Origin of the sequence: uncultured Megamonas sp. (assembly GCF_958438645.1) — a bacterium.
Lineage (GTDB): Bacteria > Bacillota > Negativicutes > Selenomonadales > Selenomonadaceae > Megamonas.
Genome location: NZ_CAUBSM010000003.1, coordinates 24,785 through 46,792 on the forward strand (window position 1 = coordinate 24,785; position 22,008 = coordinate 46,792).

At 30.8% G+C, this 22,008-nt stretch carries 16 protein-coding genes; 4 read left to right on the forward strand and 12 right to left on the reverse strand.

The window, feature by feature from the left end:
- Nucleotides 1-34 precede the first annotated feature (34 nt).
- Entirely contained in the window at nt 35-463 is a 429-nt protein-coding gene (locus Q5I67_RS03410) for a Panacea domain-containing protein (RefSeq protein ID WP_296897944.1), read from the forward strand.
- Nucleotides 463-1,449, forward strand: a complete 987-nt coding sequence (locus Q5I67_RS03415; protein WP_302486363.1) for a hypothetical protein — start codon at nt 463-465, stop codon at nt 1,447-1,449. Before Q5I67_RS03410 ends, Q5I67_RS03415 begins: the two co-directional genes overlap by 1 nt.
- A gap of 476 nt (nt 1,450-1,925) precedes the next feature.
- On the opposite strand, the gene Q5I67_RS03420 is transcribed toward Q5I67_RS03415, so the two are convergent.
- The 4 genes from Q5I67_RS03420 to Q5I67_RS03435 all read right to left on the reverse strand — a co-directional run bounded on the left by Q5I67_RS03420 (nt 1,926) and on the right by Q5I67_RS03435 (nt 12,313).
- Nucleotides 1,926-3,098, reverse strand: coding sequence for a restriction endonuclease subunit S (locus Q5I67_RS03420; RefSeq protein ID WP_302486364.1), 1,173 nt, complete (start codon nt 3,096-3,098; stop codon nt 1,926-1,928).
- Nucleotides 3,098-4,651, reverse strand: a complete 1,554-nt coding sequence (locus Q5I67_RS03425) for a type I restriction-modification system subunit M (RefSeq protein ID WP_302306796.1) — start codon at nt 4,649-4,651, stop codon at nt 3,098-3,100. The genes Q5I67_RS03420 and Q5I67_RS03425 overlap by 1 nt, the downstream gene beginning before the upstream one ends.
- A gap of 2,076 nt (nt 4,652-6,727) precedes the next feature.
- A complete protein-coding gene (locus Q5I67_RS03430) occupies nt 6,728-9,487 on the reverse strand; it encodes a type I restriction endonuclease subunit R (RefSeq protein WP_302486365.1) in 2,760 nt (919 codons plus the stop codon).
- A 1,941-nt stretch (nt 9,488-11,428) separates the two neighbouring features.
- Nucleotides 11,429-12,313, reverse strand: coding sequence for a LysR family transcriptional regulator (locus Q5I67_RS03435; RefSeq protein WP_302486366.1), 885 nt, complete (start codon nt 12,311-12,313; stop codon nt 11,429-11,431).
- Between the two features lie 218 nt (nt 12,314-12,531).
- Between Q5I67_RS03435 and Q5I67_RS03440 the strand changes: the two genes are divergently transcribed.
- Together Q5I67_RS03440 and Q5I67_RS03445 are read left to right on the forward strand one after the other, a co-directional pair.
- Nucleotides 12,532-13,626, forward strand: a complete 1,095-nt coding sequence (locus tag Q5I67_RS03440; RefSeq protein WP_296899591.1) for an alpha/beta hydrolase — start codon at nt 12,532-12,534, stop codon at nt 13,624-13,626.
- Nucleotides 13,627-13,770: 144 nt separating this feature from the next.
- Nucleotides 13,771-14,949 (forward strand): MFS transporter, encoded by a 1,179-nt coding sequence (locus Q5I67_RS03445; RefSeq protein WP_302486367.1) that lies wholly within the window; start codon nt 13,771-13,773, stop codon nt 14,947-14,949.
- 56 nt (nt 14,950-15,005) lie between these two features.
- On the opposite strand, the gene Q5I67_RS03450 is transcribed toward Q5I67_RS03445, so the two are convergent.
- From Q5I67_RS03450 to mrdA, 8 genes are all read right to left on the reverse strand, one after another.
- Nucleotides 15,006-15,503 carry a GNAT family N-acetyltransferase gene (locus tag Q5I67_RS03450; RefSeq protein WP_296899587.1) on the reverse strand — a complete coding sequence of 166 codons (498 nt, stop codon included), beginning with the start codon at nt 15,501-15,503 and terminating at the stop codon, nt 15,006-15,008.
- A 15-nt stretch (nt 15,504-15,518) separates the two neighbouring features.
- On the reverse strand, nt 15,519-16,133 hold the full coding sequence (locus Q5I67_RS03455; RefSeq protein ID WP_296899584.1) for an epoxyqueuosine reductase QueH: 615 nt from the start codon (nt 16,131-16,133) through the stop codon (nt 15,519-15,521).
- A 30-nt stretch (nt 16,134-16,163) separates the two neighbouring features.
- On the reverse strand, nt 16,164-17,168 hold the full coding sequence (ruvB, locus tag Q5I67_RS03460; protein ID WP_296899582.1) for a Holliday junction branch migration DNA helicase RuvB: 1,005 nt from the start codon (nt 17,166-17,168) through the stop codon (nt 16,164-16,166).
- 30 nt (nt 17,169-17,198) lie between these two features.
- Entirely contained in the window at nt 17,199-18,185 is a 987-nt protein-coding gene (locus Q5I67_RS03465) for a lysylphosphatidylglycerol synthase transmembrane domain-containing protein (protein ID WP_296899580.1), read from the reverse strand.
- A gap of 168 nt (nt 18,186-18,353) precedes the next feature.
- Nucleotides 18,354-18,623 carry a cell division topological specificity factor MinE gene (gene minE, locus Q5I67_RS03470; protein WP_296899578.1) on the reverse strand — a complete coding sequence of 90 codons (270 nt, stop codon included), beginning with the start codon at nt 18,621-18,623 and terminating at the stop codon, nt 18,354-18,356.
- A gap of 19 nt (nt 18,624-18,642) precedes the next feature.
- Nucleotides 18,643-19,446: a septum site-determining protein MinD gene (gene minD, locus Q5I67_RS03475; RefSeq protein WP_302486368.1), complete on the reverse strand. Its 804-nt coding sequence runs from the start codon at nt 19,444-19,446 to the stop codon at nt 18,643-18,645.
- A gap of 92 nt (nt 19,447-19,538) precedes the next feature.
- Nucleotides 19,539-20,150 (reverse strand): septum site-determining protein MinC, encoded by a 612-nt coding sequence (gene minC / locus Q5I67_RS03480; protein WP_296899575.1) that lies wholly within the window; start codon nt 20,148-20,150, stop codon nt 19,539-19,541.
- 40 nt (nt 20,151-20,190) lie between these two features.
- Nucleotides 20,191-21,993: a penicillin-binding protein 2 gene (gene mrdA, locus Q5I67_RS03485; protein ID WP_302486369.1), complete on the reverse strand. Its 1,803-nt coding sequence runs from the start codon at nt 21,991-21,993 to the stop codon at nt 20,191-20,193.
- Nucleotides 21,994-22,008: the final 15 nt, after the last annotated feature.

Sequence of the window (22,008 nt, forward strand, 5' to 3'; positions counted from 1 at the left end):
TAAATATGATTTTTGCATAGAGAGGAGGATTTTTATGAAATATAGTGCTTTAGATATTGCACATTATATAATAACTTATTCTTGTGAAATGAATATGCGTATAACAAATTTAAGATTACAAAAATTATTATATTTTATTCAACAAGAGTATTTAAAAGATTATGGAAAACCATTATTTTTTGATGATATTTGTGCATGGAAATATGGTCCAGTTGTACCGAATGTATATTATATTTATTCTGGATATGGTGGATTACCTATATTGAATAAATATGAATCTAATCTACCTAATGAAATAAAAAAATATATTGAAAAAATAGTAGATAAGTTAAAGAATAAAGATTCTTGGGATTTAGTAAATGATACGCATAAAGTAAATGGTGCATGGGATAAAATATATAAAAATGGTGAAGGGGATAGAAGATGTATTCCAATTGATTTGATACTAGGTGATGTTAAATAATGGAACAAAGAAATTTCAGTGATAGTAGTAATGATTTTAAAATATCTAAATTTATAAGAGATTTAAATCAAGATATATTATCTAAGAATGACATAAAACAAAGAATTAATTTATTGCTTGAAGAAGTTTATAATGGAGATTATCGTCATTCATATGCTATGATTGCTGGTATACTAGTAGAAATAAAAATTAGTAGCAATGATAAAACAGAAGTATTTACTTGTTTATCAGAAAATTTACAAGTAGTAAAAGAAATTGTAGATGAAAATTTGGAATATGATAGTAGATTAATTAAAATAAATAAATTATATGACCATATTACTTTAGAAATAACTAGATTTAATTATTTAGATCAGGTTGTTGGTAAACAAAGTGATTTAATAAATAAAGTTATGGATCAAAGAAGATTATTTGATGAAACAACGGAAAAATTAAATAAAGAATTAAAAGATGTTGAAAATTTGAAACCAGAAATCATAAGTATTATAGGTATTTTTTCAGCTATCACTTTAGCTTTTATTGGCGGTATGACTTTTACTAGTAGTACATTAACTAGTATAAATGAAGCATCAACATATAAAGTAATATTTATATCATCAATATGTGGTATAGTAATATTTAATACTATTTTTTGTTTGATTTATATTATTAGTAAAATGATTAATAAAAATATTTTTTCTAGGTGTTCAAAATCAAATAATGATTGTTTGACGGGTACATGTAATGAAAATTGTTTTGCTTATAAAAAAATACAATATAGGTTACCTTATGTATATTGGATAAATTTTATTTTAATATCTATATTATGTTTAGACTTTGTTGCTTGGTTGTGTGATTTAAAATCTTTAGCTATAGTGTTTAGAGGATACATTGCACAAATACCAGTTATAGTGGTAGATATTTTAAATTGGTCGTTAATATGTTTACCTATAATTATAATAATTTGTTATTTGGGTTTTAATTTTTATAATAAAATTCAAAGATGAAAAACAAAAAGGCTATTTCATTATGAAATAGCCTTTTATTCGTATTAGGGGTGTTGGTTCATTTTCTTTAGTGGTAAAGAAAACGAACCAAAAGAAAACCACCGCAGATAAAATTTTAGCTTTGAAAAAAATTATCATTTCATACATAGTTGTTCATTTCTTTAGTGATAAAGAAACGAACCAAAGAAATCACCCGCTCACGCACTTTTTACTTTGTCAAAGATAAAAATATATCAACAACGTTCTAAACTCGCAAGGCTCAAACAGTAGAACTAAAAGCGTAGCTATATTTTTATCTTTGCCAATAGCTAATAGCTACCGTAAAAAGATGCTAAAATGCGGGGAATGGTTTGGTATTATTAAAGATTTTCAATAATTAACGTTACTATTAAAATTTTAAAATGCAGAAAAAGTTAGGTGTTATTTATTGTTGTTCTTTTGTTATTTTTCTTGTTTATAAAAGAAAAGTAATTGGACTATACGAACATTTGTTGTAATAGTCCTTTTTTTATTTGTTTCCAGTGTTCTAGCTGGGCTTTTTGGTTTTCGAGTTTGCGGTCAAATGCTGAAAGAAAATCTGCTATTTTTGTTTGTTCTTGTTTTTGTGGATAAATAATAGTAATATTACTCATATTTTTATGTCCTAAATGTGGTTGTCCACTAGAATTAAAAATTTTTTTTAATTGAGTATCGTATAAATTAGTTTCTAAATAAAAGAATAGAAAATCATTTAAAATAAATTTTTCATCATTTTTTATAACAAACATATTATTACTTAAAATACCAGATTGACCTCTAAAAAATTTACCAGAGGTATTTCCTGTATTAGCAATGGCAATGTCAGATTTATTTATTGTATCCATATCATCTTTTTTTACATATAGTATATTTTTATTTGATAAAAAGTCTGATATATATAAATATCGCAAATAGCCTTCCTTATATATTTTAAGTTGTTTTTCTGCTGGAATTTGATATCCTTGTTTAAATATAAATAACTCACCTAATTTTTTCTTTTCCCAATTAGGATAATTATTGCCGTTTTTATCTTTAAAGCGTAGTTTTTGGCTAAAGATTTGTTGTAGCAATCCTTTTTTCTGATTTTCTAGGTTAGTGATAATGTTTTCTAGGTTTGTTATTTTTTTATCTACTGTAGTAAGGAAATTAGCAATTTTATTTTGTTCATCAAAACTGGTATAAATAATAGGTAACTTCTTAAATTGAGAATAACTGATTTGTTTACCATCTCTAATTCCTTCAACTGCTTTTCTAAGAATTTGATTTATAAATCTATTTGAACGAAAATAATTGCGATAAAACATGGTTGCAATAGGTATATTATTTCTTAAAATTGTGTAAGCAGGACTAACAATACCACTACTATTAGCTATTTCTAAACCAGCCTCAAAAGAACGTAAATGAATAATAAAATCATTACGTTGAACTTTTTTATAAGTATTTTTACGACTTTCATCAAATATAATATCTCTACCAGATTGTTCTCTTAATACAGTGCCTTTTCCTTGAATTATAGTTAATACATTTTCATTAGGAAAATTTTTTTCATTGATATTAGAAAATAATTTTTCAGCAGGTAGAAAATTCCATTCATCAGTGAATTCTTTAAATCTTAATTTTGGTATATTCATTATTTTAACCCCAATTCATGGAAGTATTTGTCTAATTCTTCATCAATATTTTGGCTTTCGTTTTGGAGTTTGGTCAATGTGGCAAATTCTGCTTGTAGGTCTATTGGTTCTTCTTCTTCAAATGTATCTACATAACGAGGAATATTGAGGTTATAGTCGTTTTCTTCGATTTCTTCGATAGTGGCAACATGAGCATATTTTTCTACATCTTGGCGGTTTTTATATGTTTCGATAATTTTATGGATATGTTCATCTGTGATGAGATTTTGATTTTTGCCTTTGTCGAATTCTTTGGAAGCATCAATAAATAATATATCTTTATTTGGACGATTTTTCTTGAAGACTAAGATACAAGTCGGAATACTTGTGCCGTAGAATAAGTTTGCAGGTAAGCCGATGACTGTATCGAGATAGTTGTAATCACGAATAATGACTTTGCGGATTTGTTCTTCAGCAGAGCCACGGAATAATACGCCATGTGGCAATACTACAGCCATAGTGCCGTCTTCATCTAAGGAATTTAACATATGGCAGACGAAGGCAAAATCTGCTTTGCTAGAAGGTGCGAGTTTGCCATAAGGGCTGAAGCGTTCGTCTTCTAAGAATTTTTTATCAGCAGACCATTTGGCAGAATATGGCGGATTGGCTACGACTGCACTGAATTTTTTATCTTTGAAAGCAGGTTCTTCAAGTGTATCGCCATTTGCTATTTCAAAATGTTGATATTGAATATTGTGTAAAAGCATATTCATGCGAGCAAGGTTGTAGGTAGTTGCAGTTTTTTCTTGTCCGTAATAATAAGTAACTTTAGTTTCTTTACCGACACGAAGAAGAAGCGAACCACTACCGCAACATGGATCGTATACGGAGAATAATTTATCTTTATTTAGAGTTACAAGGCGAGCTAAGATTTTGGATACTTGTTGTGGTGTATAGAATTCGCCAGCTTTTTTGCCTGCTGTCTGGGCGAACATGCCTATTAAATATTCGTATGCATCACCGAGTACATCAATTTCGGCATTATCAAAATCTAAATCAAGATTGTCTATACTAGCTAATACTTTGCCGATTACTTGGCTACGTTCTTTGACATCTTTGCCAAGTTTTGTGGATTTTAAATCCATATCATCAAATAAACCTTCAAAATCATGCTGGCTTTGTGTACCGAGTGATGATTCAGAAATAGCAGAAATGGCTTTGTCGAGTTCTTCAATATCGAAGCTATTTGTTTCTTTTAAGACTTTAGTGAAGTGAGAAAATAAGTATTGTGGTGCGATAAAGTAACCAAGAGATTCAACAATATCAGAACTAAAATCGTTTCTTACATCTTCATCATTATCAGCATAGAAATCTTCAAAAGAGATATTATCATCTTTTAATAATAAATGAGCATTTTTTTCTACTTTTTCAGATAGATAGCGATAAAAGATCAATCCTAAAATATAAGATTTGAATTCGTAAGCTTCCATACTACCACGCAAATTATTTGCCATGTCCCAAAGTGTAGAATGAAGTTGTGCTTGTTGTACTTTTTGAATATCAGAAGTTGACATAAAAATCCTCCTAAAAATAAAATGATATTCATTTCTTTTATGGTAAAGAAACGAACTAAAGAAAATTATTATAGATAAAATTTTAATTTAAAAATACAAAAAAGTAATGTATTATATTTATTTGTTCATTTCTTTGGTGACAAAGAAACGAACCAAAGAAAGCCACCGCAGATAAAATTTTAACTTTGAAAACAATTATCGCTTCATACAACGCTTAGAAACTCGCTACGCTCAAACATTCAGACTAAAACCGTATTCAGCGATAATTTTTTTCAATAACTAACGTTACCATTAAAATTTTAAAATGCGGGAAAAAGTTTGGTATCATTTATAGTTGTTCTTTTGTTATTTTTCTTGATCATAAAAGAAAAGTAAATATAAATAAACGTGTTTGTTCATTTCTTTGGTGGCAAAGAAACGAACCAAAGAAATCACCCGCTCACGCACTTTTTACTTTGTCAAAGATAAAAATATATCAACAACGTTCTAAACTCGCAAGGCTCAAACAGTAGAACTAAAAGCGTAGCTATATTTTTATCTTTGCCAATAGCTAAAGCTACCGTAAAAAGATGCTAAATGCGGGAAAAAGTTTGGTGTTATTAAAGATTTTCAATAACTAGCGTTACCATTAAAATTTTAAAATGCGAAAAAACGATAAATGAAATAATAACCAAATGTCCCTCACGTTAGCAAATTTTGCGGTAGCCGTAGGCTATTGGCAAGGATAAAATCATGACTATGAATTTAGCTCTACTGTTTGAGCGAAGCGAGTTTAGAGCGTTATAGGCATGATTTTATAATTGACAAAGAAAAATTGGTATCGGGGGGTAGAGTTCTTTTGTTACTTTTCTTGCTCATGAAAGAAAAGTAAATATAAATAAATGTGTTTGTTCATTTTTTTGATGGCAAAGAAACGAACCAAAGAAAACCACCGCAGATAAAATTTTAATTTTGAAAACAATTATCGCTTCATACAACGCTTAGAAACTCGCTACGCTCAAACATTCAGACTAAAACCGTATTCAGCGATAATTTTTTTCAATAACTAGCGTTACCATTAAAATTTTAAAATGCGGGAAAAAGTTTGGTATCATTAAAGATATCATAAATAAATTTTAAAATACAAAAGAGGTTAATATATGAAAATTGATTTTGTTTTTGTGCTATAGTATAATATAGGCAAAAGAAGAGAATAAACTGATGTTCGCTACGTCAGCCCTCTTCTGAGAATTCTGCAAAAATGGAGAAGAGGCTGTCCGTTAAGACGGCTTCTTTTTTATTTCAATTTTAGTTGAGATAAGAAAGTATAGTAAATATAAGAGTTAAAAAAGAAATTATCAAAGATAATACTTCATAATCGGTCATATTTACCACCTCCCTCAAATGAGAGAGAGCCGACACATCAATTTATTCTCCGCAGGATATTGTATCATAAAGGCAAGCGAAAGGCTTGTCTTTTTTTATGCCTTTATTAAAATTTTAAAATGCGAAACGTAAATATGTTTGTTCATTTCTTTGGTGGCAAAGAAACGAACCAAAGAAATCACCCGCTCACGCACTTTTTACTTTGTCAAAGATAAAAATATATCAACAACGTTCTAAACTCGCAAGGCTCAAACAGTAGAACTAAAAGCGTAGCTATATTTTTATCTTTGCCAATAGCTAAAGCTACCGTAAAAAGATGCTAAATGCGGGAAAAAGTTTGGTGTTATTAAAGATTTTCAATAACTAGCGTTACCATTAAAATTTTAAAATGCGAAAAAACGATAAATGAAATAATAACCAAATGTCCCTCACGTTAGCAAATTTTGCGGTAGCCGTAGGCTATTGGCAAGGATAAAATCATGACTATGAATTTAGCTCTACTGTTTGAGCGAAGCGAGTTTAGAGCGTTATAATCATGATTTTATAATTGACAAAGAAAAATTGGTATCGGGAGGTAGAGTTCTTTTGTTACTTTTCTTGCTCATGAAAGAAAAGTAAGTATAAAATAGGGTGTTTGTTCATTTCTTTAATGACAAAGAAATGAATTAAAGAAAGCCATTGCAGATAAATTTTTGAAAATAAAATTATAGATTAAAAATACTTTGCTACGTGTTCTTTGATGAAGTCTATAGCTTTTTTAGATATAGTTTTTTTCTGTAAATACCCTTTATTAATTTTACTAGCGATATTCATTCTATTGGTGAGTCCGCTATAATTGTATTCTTGAATTTGTTCAGCTATAAAAGCTGGTTCTAGGTCGTATTCTGTAGCGAAGTTTTTGATTTCTTGTTGTTGTTGTTCGTCTTCAAAGTTTTTAAGGGCATCATCAATAGAGCTGTCTGGATTTAAGTTTGGAATGACTTCATCTAAGAATTTTTCAATTAAATCTATTTTATAACGTAATTTTTGATTGCCACTGCGATTTAGTTCTGTTTTTATCTGTTCAATCTCCAATTTTTGCTTGGATTGATCATGACGTTCTATATTATGGATGAGGTTCATAATATAATCTAAATCAATGCGGTCTGTAGCGACAAGTTCAATACAAAAATCTATATCATCTAAGATAGAAGTTTTAGTTTTGTCATAAGCATATTTTAAATCTTCATGGATTAAAAGATACTTTGATTTATAGTCTTCAAAATCCTGTGTATTAATATCTTGAATTTGTTTATCAAAGTCGAATTCAGTGAAGTTATTTAAGATATTTCTTGTTTTGATTAAATCACGGAAAGCTAAAATGAAATTTTTTTGTTCTTTTTCAGTCATTAAATCGTCTACATTTTCTGGTCTTGAAGCGACAGATAATAATGTTTTAATTTTTTCGCGGAATTGGTTTAAGTAAAAATCAAAGTCTTTAGTCAATACATCATCTATATTATCTGTTTGTGAGAATAAGCGAATAGCATTATCTGTTTTTTCTTTTAAATTGCGATAACAAACGATATTGCCAAATGGTTTTGTAGTATGTTCCACGCGATTAGTACGAGAATAAGCTTGTAATAGATTGTGATATTCTAAATTTTTATCTACATATAAAGTATTCAATACTTTGGCATCAAAACCAGTTAACATCATGCCGACTACGATTACAATATCTATTTGAGCTGTTTTGATTTTTTTCATTAAATCGTTAGCAAAAGCAGAAAATGTATTTACATGGTAATTTGTATTATACATTTTATTATAGTCAGTGATGATTTTTTCAAGGCTGTCTTTAGAATGTTCTTGTTTGAATTCTAGGTCTTCATTTTCTTCATAAGTGAAGATAGCGGATATTTTTAAATCTGTATTCAATTCTTTAAAGATATTGTAATAAGCTATTAATGTTTTTATATTGGCTACGGCAAATAAAGCATTATATCTGCGATTATTAGTTTTTCTATCATGATTTTTTATGATATGTTGAGCTATTAATCTTAATCTTTTAGGATCGGAGTAAACTTCTTCTTTGTCGATGTCTTCTACTTTGGTATCATCTGTAGGATCGTATTTACCTTCAAATGTTTTGATATATTCTACATTAAAGCCCAATACATTATGGTCGAAGATAGCGTCTTTGATTAAATAAGTGTGTAGACATTTACCGAAGATATCTGCTGTGGTGCGGTTGTCTTGTGATTTATTTTCTATAAAACGCGGTGTACCAGTAAAACCGAAGATTTGAGCTTTAGTAAATGCTTTTTTGATATTAGTTAGCTGTTTGCCAAATGTAGAGCGATGACATTCATCAAAGATGATGATTACTTTTTCTTGAGCGTATTTGGCGAAATAATCGTTATATCTTGGTGTAGTAGTGGCTTTGGCTAATTTTTGAATAGTAGTAACGATGAAATTTGTATGTTCATCTTTTATTTGTTTAGCCAGTATAGCTGTATTATCAGTAGCGTCTATAGAGTTAGCTTCAAATTTATTGAATTCCTGTGTAGTTTGGCGGTCAAGGTCAGAGCGGTCGACTACAAATAATACTTTTTTGATGGATGGTTGTTTAGCTAATAATTGCCCGCATTTAAAAGAAGTGAGTGTTTTTCCTGAGCCTGTAGTATGCCAGATATAGCCACCTTCATTAGTATTGAGTGCTTGTTGGATCAATTTTTGTGTAGCATATACTTGATATGGTCGCATGATCATTAGGTTTTTATCTGTATCATTGATAATCATATAATTATAAATCATGTCTAATAGATGATTGGGATTTAAAAAGCTTTGTGCAAAATCAGCTAATTTTGTTATGCGTTTATTGTTTTCATCAGTCCAAAAGAAAGTAAGACTATATAAAGGTGTAAAATCATTATTAGCGTAATATTTAGTATCGACACCATTGGAGATGACGAAAATCTGAATGAAGCGAAAGAGATTGCAATAAGAATGTATTTTGTAGCGATTAATTTGATTAAAGGCTTTTTTGATATCTTGACCACGTTTTTTTAGTTCAATTTGTACCAGTGGCAAGCCATTGATAAGAAGTGTTACATCATAGCGAGCGTCATTTTTTGTAGTTGCATTATGCACTTTTATTTGATGAGTGATTTGGAAAATATTATTGCTAAAATTTTCTGTATCTAATAATTTAAAATAGATTTGACTACTATCGTCACGTTCTATAGTGAATTTATCATGTAAAAATTTAGCGGATTGCTGGATGCTTTTACCACCAATTTTAGTCAATAAACGATCAAATTCTTTATCTGATAAATCTTTGCCGTTGAGTGTTTCTTGGTTGAGTTTATTTATTTGTTTGCGAAAATTAATGAACAAATCATCAGCATTATTGATTTTAACTTTTTTGTATTGGCTGGATAATTGTTTGATAAGTTCGTTCTCTAAATCTTTTTCACTTTGTAACTGCATGATAAAATACCTTTCTATGTTAGATTTAATTTTAATTTACTAAAATTTATGTAGTATATAGTATATCTAAAAATATAAATTTTAAGGAATATACAAAGAAAGACTACTCCTAATCATCAGGGAATAGTCTTTTTGTCTTTTATTATACTATATCTAAAGTTGTATTTCAAAATACATAAAAGAGTGTTCATTTTCTTTGGTGACAAAGAAACGAACCAAAGAAAGCCACTGCAGATAAAATTTTAGCTTTGAAAAAATTATCATTGCATACAACGCTTAGAAACTCGCTACGCTCAAACAATTAAGTAAAAAACGTATTTAATGATAATGTTTTTCAATAATCTTACGATTACCGCTGAATTTTATAATGCGGAAAAAGTAACATAATAATCAAATATCCCTCACGTTAGCAAATATAATTGTTCATTTCTTTGGTGGCAAAGAAACGAACCAAAGAAAGCCACCGCAGATAAAATTTTAACTTTGAAAACAATTATCGCTTCATACAACGCTTAGAAACTCGCTACGCTCAAACATTCAGACTAAAACCGTATTCAGCGATAATTTTTTTCAATAACTAACGTTACCATTAAAATTTTAAAATGCGGGAAAAGTTAGGTATTATTTATAATTGTTCTTTTGTTATTTTTCTTGGTCATAAAAGAAAACTAAATATAAATGTGTTTGTTCATTTCTTTAGTGATAAAGAAACGAACCAAAGAAATCACCCGCTCACGCACTTTTTACTTTGTCAAAGATAAAAATATATCAACAACGTTCTAAACTCGCAAGGCTCAAACAGTAGAACTAAAAGCGTAGCTATATTTTTATCTTTGCCAATAGCTAAAGCTACCGTAAAAAGATGCTAAAATGCGGGAAAAAGTTTGGTATTATTAAAGATTTTTTAGTATAAAGTATATTTATTTTTTTTAGTGGTAAAGAAAATGGATCAAAAAAGTCATTGCAAATAAAATTTTAAAATATAAAAGGGGTTAATATATGAAAATTGATTTTATTTTAGTGCTATAGTATAATATAGGCAAAAGAAGAGAATAAACTGATGTTGGCTACGTCAGCCCTCTTCTGCATAGTTTGTGTGATTGAAAGAAGAGGCTGTCCGTTAAGACGGCTTCTTTTTTTATATCAAAATTAATTGAAATAAGAAAGAATAGTAAATATAAGCGTTAAAAAAGAAATTATCAAAGATAATACTTCATAATCAGTCATATTTACCACCTCCCTCAAAAGAGAGAGAGCCGACACATCAATTTATTCTCCGCAGGATATTGTATCATAAAGACAAGTGAAAGGCTTGTCTTTTTTTATACCTTTATTAAAATTTTAAAATGCGAAAAAATGATAAATAAAATAAAAACAAAATGTCCCTCACGTTAGTAAATTTTGCGGTAGCCGTAGGCTATTGGCAAGGATAAAATCATGACTATGAATTTAGCTCTACTGTTTGAGCGAAGCGAGTTTAGAGCGTTATAATCATGATTTTATAATTGACAAAGAAAAATTGGTATCGGGAGGTAGAGTTCTTTTGTTACTTTTCTTGCTCATGAAAGAAAAGTAAGTATAAAAATGTAGGTGTTCATTTCTTTGATGGCAAAGAAACGAACCAAAGAAAGCCACCGCAGATAAAATTTTAGCTTTGAAAAAAATTATCATTTCATACATAGTTGTTCATTTCTTTAGTGATAAAGAAACGAACCAAAGAAATCACCCGCTCACGCACTTTTTACTTTGTCAAAGATAAAAATATATCAACAACGTTCTAAACTCGCAAGGCTCAAACAGTAGAACTAAAAGCGTAGCTATATTTTTATCTTCGCCAATAGCTAATAGCTACCGTAAAAAGATGCTAAAATGCGGGAAAAGTTAGGTATTATTTATAGTTGTTCTTTTGTTACTTTTCTTGCTCATGAAAGAAAAGTAAGGTCATTTATTTTGGAGTAGATATTCTTGGAGATTTTGTAAAAATAATTGAGCTGGTTTGGTGAGTATTTGATGTTTTTTCCAGACTAAATCAATCTGTGCTTCAAGTGGTGGGTACAGTGGTCTAAAGCATAGATTGGTTCCATTTGTGTTCACTAGATTGGCAAGACAAAGAGCTGAGCCTAGATTTTCTTGAACCATGATAGAAGCATTATAAATTAAATTATAAGTAGCGACGATATTTAATTGGGCAAAATTTTGATTGAGCCAACCTGTTATTTTATTGCTGACCATAGTTTGATTAGAGCAAATTAATGGTAGATTTAAAATATCTGAAGCTACGATATGTTTTTTTTCAGCAAGTGGAGAGTTATTTAGCATCAATAATCCCCATATATCTTTTACAGGTAAAGTGATAAAATTGTATTTTTGTTTATCGTGAGCATCAATCAATAAACCAAAATCCAATATACCTTTATCTAATTGTTCGATTACATTGTCAGCATTGCCACTAAAAATATGATAATGTATATCTTTATATGTTTTTTGAATTTTTATCGCAGTTTTAGCTAAAAAACTAAAAGCATTTGTTTCAGCACAGCCGATATATATATCGCCACTGATGATCTCATGAGAATTTTTTAGGGCATTAATTGTTTTTGCTTGTAATAAAATTATTTCTTTAGCTTTATTATATAAGAATAATCCTTCTGAAGTTAAAGTGATTTTGCGATTGGAACGGATAAATAATTTACAGTTTAATTCTTTTTCCAAATCTATTAATTGACGGGATAAAGTAGGCTGTGTTATATGCAAAGATTGAGAAGCTTTTAGAATATTTTCCTCTTCAACTACAGCGACAAAATATTTTAAGACACGTATATCCATAGAACCCTCCAGATTTTATTATTTAAAAATATTAATAAATTATATTATAATTTATTATGCTTAAAAAGTATAATTGATTATTTAATATAAGTATTTGATATAGTAAAAAGAGTAAATTATAATTAAGACAAAGAAATAAATCGAAAAACTTGTCATAGATGAGATTTTAAATTTATTAATTATGAGTAAAAATGATGAGTATAAAAGGTGGGTTAGTAATGAAATTTAAGAAGAATTTAAAATTAATAAGAGCAATTACAATGTGTTTGGCACTAGGGACAATGGGCTGTATAAATATGAATATGGTATCAGCAAGTGATAATTTACAAGCACCACAAAGTGCCTTTGATAAAAATTATAAACCAGATATGTCGAGAGGTGCAGATAATTTTTATCAAAGTGATAAAGTAAATATGCAAAAAGTTGAATTTAAAAATCAATATAATATGACAGTTGTGGGCAATTTATTTGTACCTAAGAATTTAGCTCAAAATGAAAAAGCTCCAGCTATTATTGTAGGGCACCCTATGGGAGCTGTAAAAGAACAATCAGCAAATTTGTATGCTACAAAAATGGCAGAACAAGGTTTTGTAACTTTATCTATGGATTTATCTTTCTGGGGAGAAAGTGAAGGACTTCCAAGAAATAGTGTATCTCCTGATATTTATGCAGAAGATTTCAGTGCAGCAGTAGATTATTTGGGTACACGTGATTTTGTAGATAAAGATAGAATTGGCGTTATCGGTATTTGTGGTAGCGGTAGTTTTGCTATTAGCGAAGCAAAAATCGATTCTCGCTTAAAAGCTATAGCTACAGTTAGTATGTATGATATGGGTACAGCTACTAGAAGTGCTTTAGGTCATAGCCAAAGTGTAGAACAGAGAAAAGAAATCATCAAAGAAGCTTCTAATCAGCGTTATGGCGAATTTTTGGGACAAGAACGTAAGTATACAAGTGGTACAGCTGATAAATTAAGTGAAAATCCTTCTGATATTGAAAAAGAATTTTATGATTTTTATCGCACAACAAGAGGTTATAGTGCCAATACAACTACACATCCAACACTTACAAGTAATGTGAAATTTATGAATTTCTATCCATTTAATGATATTGATACGATTTCTCCAAGACCATTGTTATTTATCGCTGGAGAAGATGCACATTCTAAAGAATTTAGTGAAGATGCCTATAAATTGGCAGCAGAACCAAAAGAATTATATATTGTGCCAAATGCAGGTCACGTGGATTTATATGATAGAACAGATGTTATTCCATTTGCCAAATTAACAGAGTTCTTCAAAGATAATTTATGAGAAAAGTGCTTAAGTTAATTTAAGCAATTAATGTAGATATGATAGAAAAGAGAAGTAGGAATTACTTCTCTTTTTTATTGAAATATGAATATAGCTTAAAATTTTTGGATATGTATTTTTTATATGGATTTTAGGAGCAATACTATGAGTAAAAATAATTTAATTGTATTTATTTTAACAATAGGTGTATTTAGTATCTTAAATACGGAAATGGGTGTTATAGGTATATTACCAATAGTTGCTAGTACTTATAATATAGAAATTTCTGTGGCGGGTTTATTAGTGAGTTTATTTGCATTAGCTGTAGCTGTATCTGGCCCGATATTACCTTTATTATTGTCTAAATATAATCGTAAAACGATAATGATGATATCTTTGGCTACTTTTTTTATTTGTAATGTGATATCTGCATTTGCAGGAAGTTTTTGGCTAGTGTTAGTGGCAAGAGTAGTGCCTGCATTTTTACATCCTGTGTATGTTTCATTGTCTTTTGCAATTGCATCTTCATCTGTAGCCAAACAAGATGCACCTAAGGCAGTGGCAAAAGTAATGGTTGGTGTTTCTGCTGGTATGGTGCTTGGTGTACCAGTTATGAGTTATATTGCTAATTTATTTTCTTTAGAAATTGCTATGCTTGCTTTTGCTTTAGTGAATTTAGTCGCTTTAATGTTAACAATAATATATGTTCCATCTATGCCAGTGAAAGAAAAAATGTCATATGGTTCCCAATTAAGTATTTTAAAAGATATCAATTTATGGTGGGCATTGATAGCTGTAATTTTATTAAATGGTGCAAATTTTGGTGTATATAGTTATTTAGCTGACTATTTAGAAAGAGTATCGCTATTATCAGCAGAATTTGTAAGTATTACGCTGTTAATTTTTGGCTTGGCAAATATCTTGGGCAATATTATTGCGGGCAGACTTTTGAGCAAAAAACCTTTAGCTTTTGTTGGCATATACCCATTTTTATTGATTGTAATATTTTTGATGATGTTATTTTTTGGTGATATGAGTTTTATTATAATGGGTATAGTTTTAATTTGGGGAATATTTGTAGGTTGTGCAGCTAATATCAATCAGTATTGGATAACAAGAGTAGCTTTTCAAGTTCCTGATTTTGCCAATGCTTTATTTTTAGTAGCTACAAATGTAGGTACTTGTATCGCTGCTTTCGTCTGTGGTATTTTTATTGATGAATTGGGCATAAATAATGTAGTTTTAGGTGGTATAGTATTTACTATATTGAGTGTAGGATTTTTTATTATAGGTATAAAAAATGCCCAAAAAGAAAATGTATTAAAAGAAAATCTTGCAAAATAATAAAAAGAAAAAGAGCCTCTATAATTAGTTTAATTAACTAACTATAGAGGTTCTTTTTATATATTTAGGAGCATGTCATACCAGACGACTCCTCCATGTGTAGATTTAGAAATACCTAAATTTTTAAAACCAAATTGTTCATAAAAAGGAATAAGTTGATGTTTACAACATAAAATTATACCAGAGCGTTTTTCTTTTTGAGCTTTCTCAATAAGATTATTCATTAATTTAGTAGCAATGCCTAAATGTTGATAAGATGGCAATACATCAATACCAAAAATAGTTTGATATTTTCCTTGTGGTTGATGAAGGCTAGGATCAGCGTACATTTCATCGATAATAGTCTCTTCATCAGTAACCATACCATTGACGAAACCAACAATTTCATTATCGTTGTGTTTATGGATTTTAGCTACTAAAAAATGATTAGGAAATACTTCAAATCTGGATTTTAAAGTATTTAAGCTAGCACCTTCTTTAGAAGAAAAACATATTTGTTCAATATCTGCAAGAGTTGTTAAATCATCAGCTGTTGCGGTAGTAATAGATACCATAAAAACCCCATCACATTATTTATTATTTTGCTCATTAAAAAGAGCTTTTAATTTTTTTTTGCGTTTTTTCTTAAACGAATTGGAATAACGTTCTTCTTCACTGAAAATACAGCCACAATAAGGTTGACGATATAATTCTAAATCAATGCTTGTTTGTGTTCCTTCAGCAAATCCTGGTCGGAAATCTTCATAGAAGAAGGGAATGTCTACCGCTTGGGCAATTTTTTGAGCGACATCTTTCATCATTTCATGATTTTGATAAGGGCTGACAAATAAAGTTGATGAAAAAGCATCAAAATTATTTTCTTTAGCGTAAATTGCTGTTTGATGAAGTCGCCAAGCATAACACATACGGCAGCGACGATTATCTAAATTAAGACCATCTGTATGTTTTTCAATGGTTAAAGCACGTTGTAAAAATTCCCGTAATTGATAATTTGTGTCTACAATAAGTTTTAAATCAACTTTTTGTGCATATTCTTGTGCAGTAGTTAAACGATGTTTAAATTCTTTATAAGGGTGAATATTAGGATTGAAAAAATAACCTGTAATATCATGCCCTTCAGAGCGAAGCTTAGGCACGGGATAACAAGCACAAGGGCCACAGCACATATGAAGTAATATATTCATTTGTAAGATAACTCCCTCAAAAAATACGAATTATTCAGCTTTAGTTAAACCAAGATGTTCATAACCTAATTTGGTAACAATACGTCCTCTAGGTGTGCGGTTGATAAAACCTAATTGTAATAGATAAGGTTCATAAACATCACCGATAGTATCTGTTTCCTCACTTACAGCAGCAGCAAGTGTTTCAAGGCCAACAGGGCCACCGCCGAATTTATTGATCATGGTGAGCAAGATATTACGATCGATATGGTCAAGCCCCATTTTATCAATTTCAAGCATAGCAAGTGCGGTATCAGCGATTTCATCGGTGATAATACCATTGCCTTTTATTTGAGCAAAGTCGCGGACACGTTTTAATAAGCGATTGGCTACGCGAGGTGTTCCGCGAGAGCGACGAGCTATTTCTAAAGCTCCTCTATCTTCAATAGGAATATTTAAAATTTCTGCAGAACGTTTGATGATAAAGACTAAGGATTCAGGTGTATAGTATTCTAAACGAGAAATAACACCAAAGCGATCTCGGAGAGGAGAAGCTAAGGCACCAGCTTTTGTTGTTGCACCTATGAGTGTAAAGGGTGCTATATCTAAACGAATAGAACGAGCACTTGGGCCTTTGCCAATGATGATATCTAAGGCAAAATCTTCCATAGCAGAGTATAAAACTTCTTCTACGCTATGAGATAAGCGATGAATTTCATCGATAAATAGGACATCTTTTTCAGTGAGATTAGTGAGTAGTGCTGCCAAATCACCGGAACGTTCAATAGCAGGTCCAGAAGTCACGCGGAAATTAACTCCCATTTCATTGGCAATAATATTAGCTAGTGTAGTTTTACCAAGTCCTGGAGGCCCGTATAAAAGTACATGATCAAGAGCTTCATTGCGGTTTAGTGCTGCTTGGATAAAGATAGACAAATTATCTTTGACTTTATCTTGACCAATATATTCTTGTAATTTTTTGGGACGAAGAGAATACTGCCAATTGTCAATATCCATTTCACCACCAGAAACAATGCGTTCATTAAAGTCTTCCATTAAATAAGAATTGCCTCCATAGTTTAAATATTATTTTATGAGCGGTTTATTTAAGAAATCTCGACCAAAGACTTTGATTGTATAGTAAAAACCAATGATAAATGGTATATATTCAGCAATTAATCGCCATGTAACAGCTACAATACCAACGGTGCCTTCTGGTAACATAGAATTAAATAATAAGATGAAGCCACCTTCTGCAATACCAGAGCCTCCTGGAGTTGGAGAAAAATAGAGCAAAATATTTAAAATAATCATGCGTCCCATGGCTAAAACACCATCAAAATCATTAGTTAAACTAAACATTAAGATTGGTACAATTGCATAGATGAAAATTAGGCTAAGGCCTGATGTGATGTAGACCTTAAGCATTTTCATAGGTGAAGCCAATAAAAGTTTTATGGCTAATTTATTATCTCGATAAAAAGATATAAAAGCTCTAGCTTTTTTGTGAGAAAGACGATGTACTAATTTTATTACTAAGTAATCTAAATAGTTATGTTTAAAACACCAAATTAATAATAAAATGCAAAGAAAAGCTAAAGTAGAAATAACCATTAAAGTTTCATCAGAAATCCAAGGAATTATACCAGCATCATGCATGAAGATAAATGGCATACACATGATTAAGAACATGATAGATAAAATAGTACGTACGATTACAATAATAGTTGCTTTACCTACAGGTATGCCAGCATGACGTAAAAAGAGTACTTGAGCAATAGCACCACCACTAAAACCAGGTGTCAATAATGCTAGGAAATAGTTGCCAAATACTACATGTAATGCCTGTGTAAATGAGATTTTTTCGTTAGAAATATTCACTAGTTGAACAAGGCGTAGACCATCTAAAAATAAACCAAAGCCAATGGAAATCAACGCTGCAATTATTGCCAGAGGATTAAACTGTGTCAAACTAGATAAAGTATTGATATCTACTGTAAAATAAATGACTCCAGCAGAAATTACAGAGACGAAAAGAATTAAGACACAAAGTCTTTTATGGAATTTGTTCATTAATACAAACCTCATTAATATGGGATAATTTGATAATCATTAGTTTATATTGTAACATTTTTTTAGAGTAAGTGTAAAGAAAAGCAAGAAAGCAGTTATGCAAATTGATTATAAATAAAATAACAAGCATTTATCTATGTAAAAAATAAATGCTTGTTATTTTATTTATTATTTTGATTGATTTTTTATGCGGTTTACAGGAATATTAGCTAATAATGCCACGGAATTATCATCGTTTTCTAAAGAGATTTCCATTTCATTTTTATTTATATCCATGTAGTGAGAAATTACTTCGATGATATCATTTTTTATTGCTTGCATGACTTCAGGAGAAATATTGGCACGGTCATGAATTAATACAACTTTTAATCTATCTTTAGCAATTTCTTTAGATGTTTTTTTATTTCTATTTAATAATTTCATTACAGCCTCAAACATAATATGATGCTCTCCTTAATTAAAATAATTTTTTTAATCTCGCAAAGAATGATTCTTTGGTGCGGAAAGTCATAAATGGAACGTTTTCTCCACAAAGTCGTCTAGTAATGTTTTGATAAGCTAAACCTGCTTGAGACTTAGTATTGGCGATAACAGGTTCACCGCGGTTGGTAGAAGAAACGACCATTTCGTCATCAGGTACTTGACCGATACATTTTATAGCTAAGATATCATTGATATCATCAAGATCGAGCATTTCTCCTTTGGCTACCATATCGGGACGAATTCTATTGACGATCAATAAGATATTATCTTTGCCTGCACGATTAAGTTCACCGATGATTTTATCAGCATCACGAACAGCAGAGATTTCAGGCATAGTTACTACTAGAGCAATATCAGCAGCAGCAACAGCTGTTTTGAAACCTTGTTCGATACCAGCAGGGCAATCGATTAAGATAAAATCAAATTCAGAGCTCATTTCAGAGCATAAATCAACTACTTGTTCAGGAGTTACTGCAAGTTTATCTTTGATTTGAGATGTAGGTAATAAGAAAAGTGTTTCATATTTTTTATGGCGAACTAATGCTTTTTTATAAGGAATTTTACCAGAAGTAACATCAACTAAATCATACATGATGCGATTTTCTAAGCCTAATAATAAATCAAGATTGCGAAGTCCTGTGTCTGTATCGATAAGTGCTACTTTATATCCTTTCATGGCAAGACCAGCACCTATATTGGCTGTAGTAGTAGTTTTGCCTACACCACCTTTACCAGAAGTAATAACTATGATTTTACAATTTGTATTAGTTTGGGTCATATAGTTTACTGTTGCCTTTTTGCACTTTAAGACAAACAGAAAAGCACCTCTTTCTCTTTATATAGTTTAGATATGATTTTTGTGCAATAAAATTAATTTTCGCGTTGAAATGGCTCTAAAATAATAGCATTGTCTTGAATTATTGCTTTTTCTGTAGAAATATTATTTTCCGAATTTTTTTCTATATTATCTGGAGCTCTAGCTATTAGATTAGCTATACGTATTTGTAGAGGAGATAATTTATCAGCAATAATATAAGAAGATACATCACCATATGCACCGGCATGGACGATGCCACGGCAGTGACCATGGACATCTATATTGCCACCTGCAATGATTTTTGCACCGGGATTGACGTTACCTTCGATGATTATGGAACCTTTGGAGACAATTTCTTCACCACCGCGAACTGTGCGTTTTATGATTAGCGGTGGAATGTTATTTTTATGATTAGGATTTTTATCTTTGATAGCAACAAATTTTAAATTTAATTGGTATTTTTTCAAAATATCAGTCAAAATATTTTTTTCATCTGGAGAAAAATTATTATCCTCTAAGGTGATATTAGTATTAGCTTCAAAGAAGTTAGGACAAGAGGCTAACTTTTTAGTTAGAGCCTCTTGTATTTGTTTAAAATCGGCTTTTTTGGTGATTACCAAATTTAAGCCATTATTAGAACCTTTAAAAGTTATTAATTCACTCATATAATCACTTCATTTTATCTATTATGGATTTATATATTTTTTATTGCTGTGCTGGAGCTTGTTGGTTTTCTGGTGTTTGTGGTTTATCTAAGCCAAAAGCAGCACTTAAAATTTTATAGCCGATTGGCACGGCAGATGTAGCACCATAACCAGCATTTTCTACAATAACAGCTACGGCGATATTTGGATTATCAAATGGGCCATAAGCTACAAACCAACCATGTTCACGTCCTTGTGAGTTTTCCGCAGTACCTGTTTTACCAGCGATAGGTATAGGGAAATCTTTAAACATAGAAGCAGCTGTACCTACTGTACTAACTTCATGTAGACCTTCTTGAACGAGTTTAATTACAGATGGATCAATATTCAAATCACGTTCAATTACAGGATCAAAATGTTTTATAACACTGCCATCTGGAGCTACGATATCTTTTACTAAATATGGACGATATTTTTTACCACCGTTGGCAGCTTCACTCATAACTAATGCCATTTGTAGAGGTGTAGCAAGTGTAAAACCTTGTCCGATAGAGGCATCGAATGTTTCTGCAAGGTACCAATCTTCATCAAATACTTTGCGTTTGTATTCTGGACATGCGACATTACCGACAGCTTCATAAGGTAAGTCTATGCCAGTTTTTTCACCGATACCAAAAGTTCTTGCCCATTTTGCTAATCTTTCAATGCCTAAGCGATTACCCATTTCATAGAAATAAACGTTATCAGAGTGAGCGAGAGCTTGTTCAAAATTGATATAACCTAATGCTTCACCATCAGCATTTGTTTTTGGGATTATCCAGTGCTGACCAGAGTCAAAAATCAATTCATCAGGTGTTACTACTTTTTCCATCAAAGCAGCAGTACCTGTGATGATTTTAAATGTAGAACCTGGAGGATATTCACCCGTTACAGCTTTATTATCAAGTGGATAGTGAGGATTATTATTTATCGCATTCCAATCTTTAGTAGAGATACCAAGAGCAAATAAGTTAGGATCATAAGTTGGTCGGCTGACCATAGCCAAAACTTCGCCTGTTTGTGGATTTAAGACTACAGCGGCAGCAGCTTGTGCATTGATGCCAGACATGACTTCATCCATGGCTTTTTCTGTTGCTTCTTGGAGATTGTGGTCAATTGTCAAAGTAAGACTTGCACCGCTTACAGGATTTTTCATACCTAAACGTTGAACAGGACGACCTGTAACATCTACTTCAACTTGTTCCCCGCCTGGAATACCACGAAGATATTTATCGTAATATTTTTCAAGGCCAAATTTACCAATGATATCACCTAATTTATAAGAATCATCGCCGGATTTTTTCTTATCTTCAAGTTCACTATCACTGATTTCACTAACATAACCTAGAGCATGAGCTCCTTCATATTTGTAGATATAATTACGAACAGGTTTTGTATCGATGAATACACCTGGATATAAATCTTGTTGTTCTTCGATGATAGTTACGATTTCAGGTGGTACATCTATTTTTAAGGTAACAGGATCAAAACCTGAGTGATTAGCGATTTTTTCATTGATTTCATCGACGCTGATATTTAATAAATTGGCAAGACGTGCGATTACATCTGGGGAGACTGGCTCTAAAGATGGTAATAATTCAACCGTAAAGGCAGGGCGATTATTGACTAATTGTATGCCATTGCGGTCATAAATAATACCTCTAGGGGCAGATGTTGATACAAGACGAATACGGTTACCATCTGCTAATTTAGAAAAATATTCGCCTTGATAAATTTGTAAATAAACTAATCGACTGATAAGTGCTACTATGATAATTGTTACGATAGCAGCTAAAATTTTTAGACGTTTATCAAGAAATTTCAACTTTAATTTACTCCT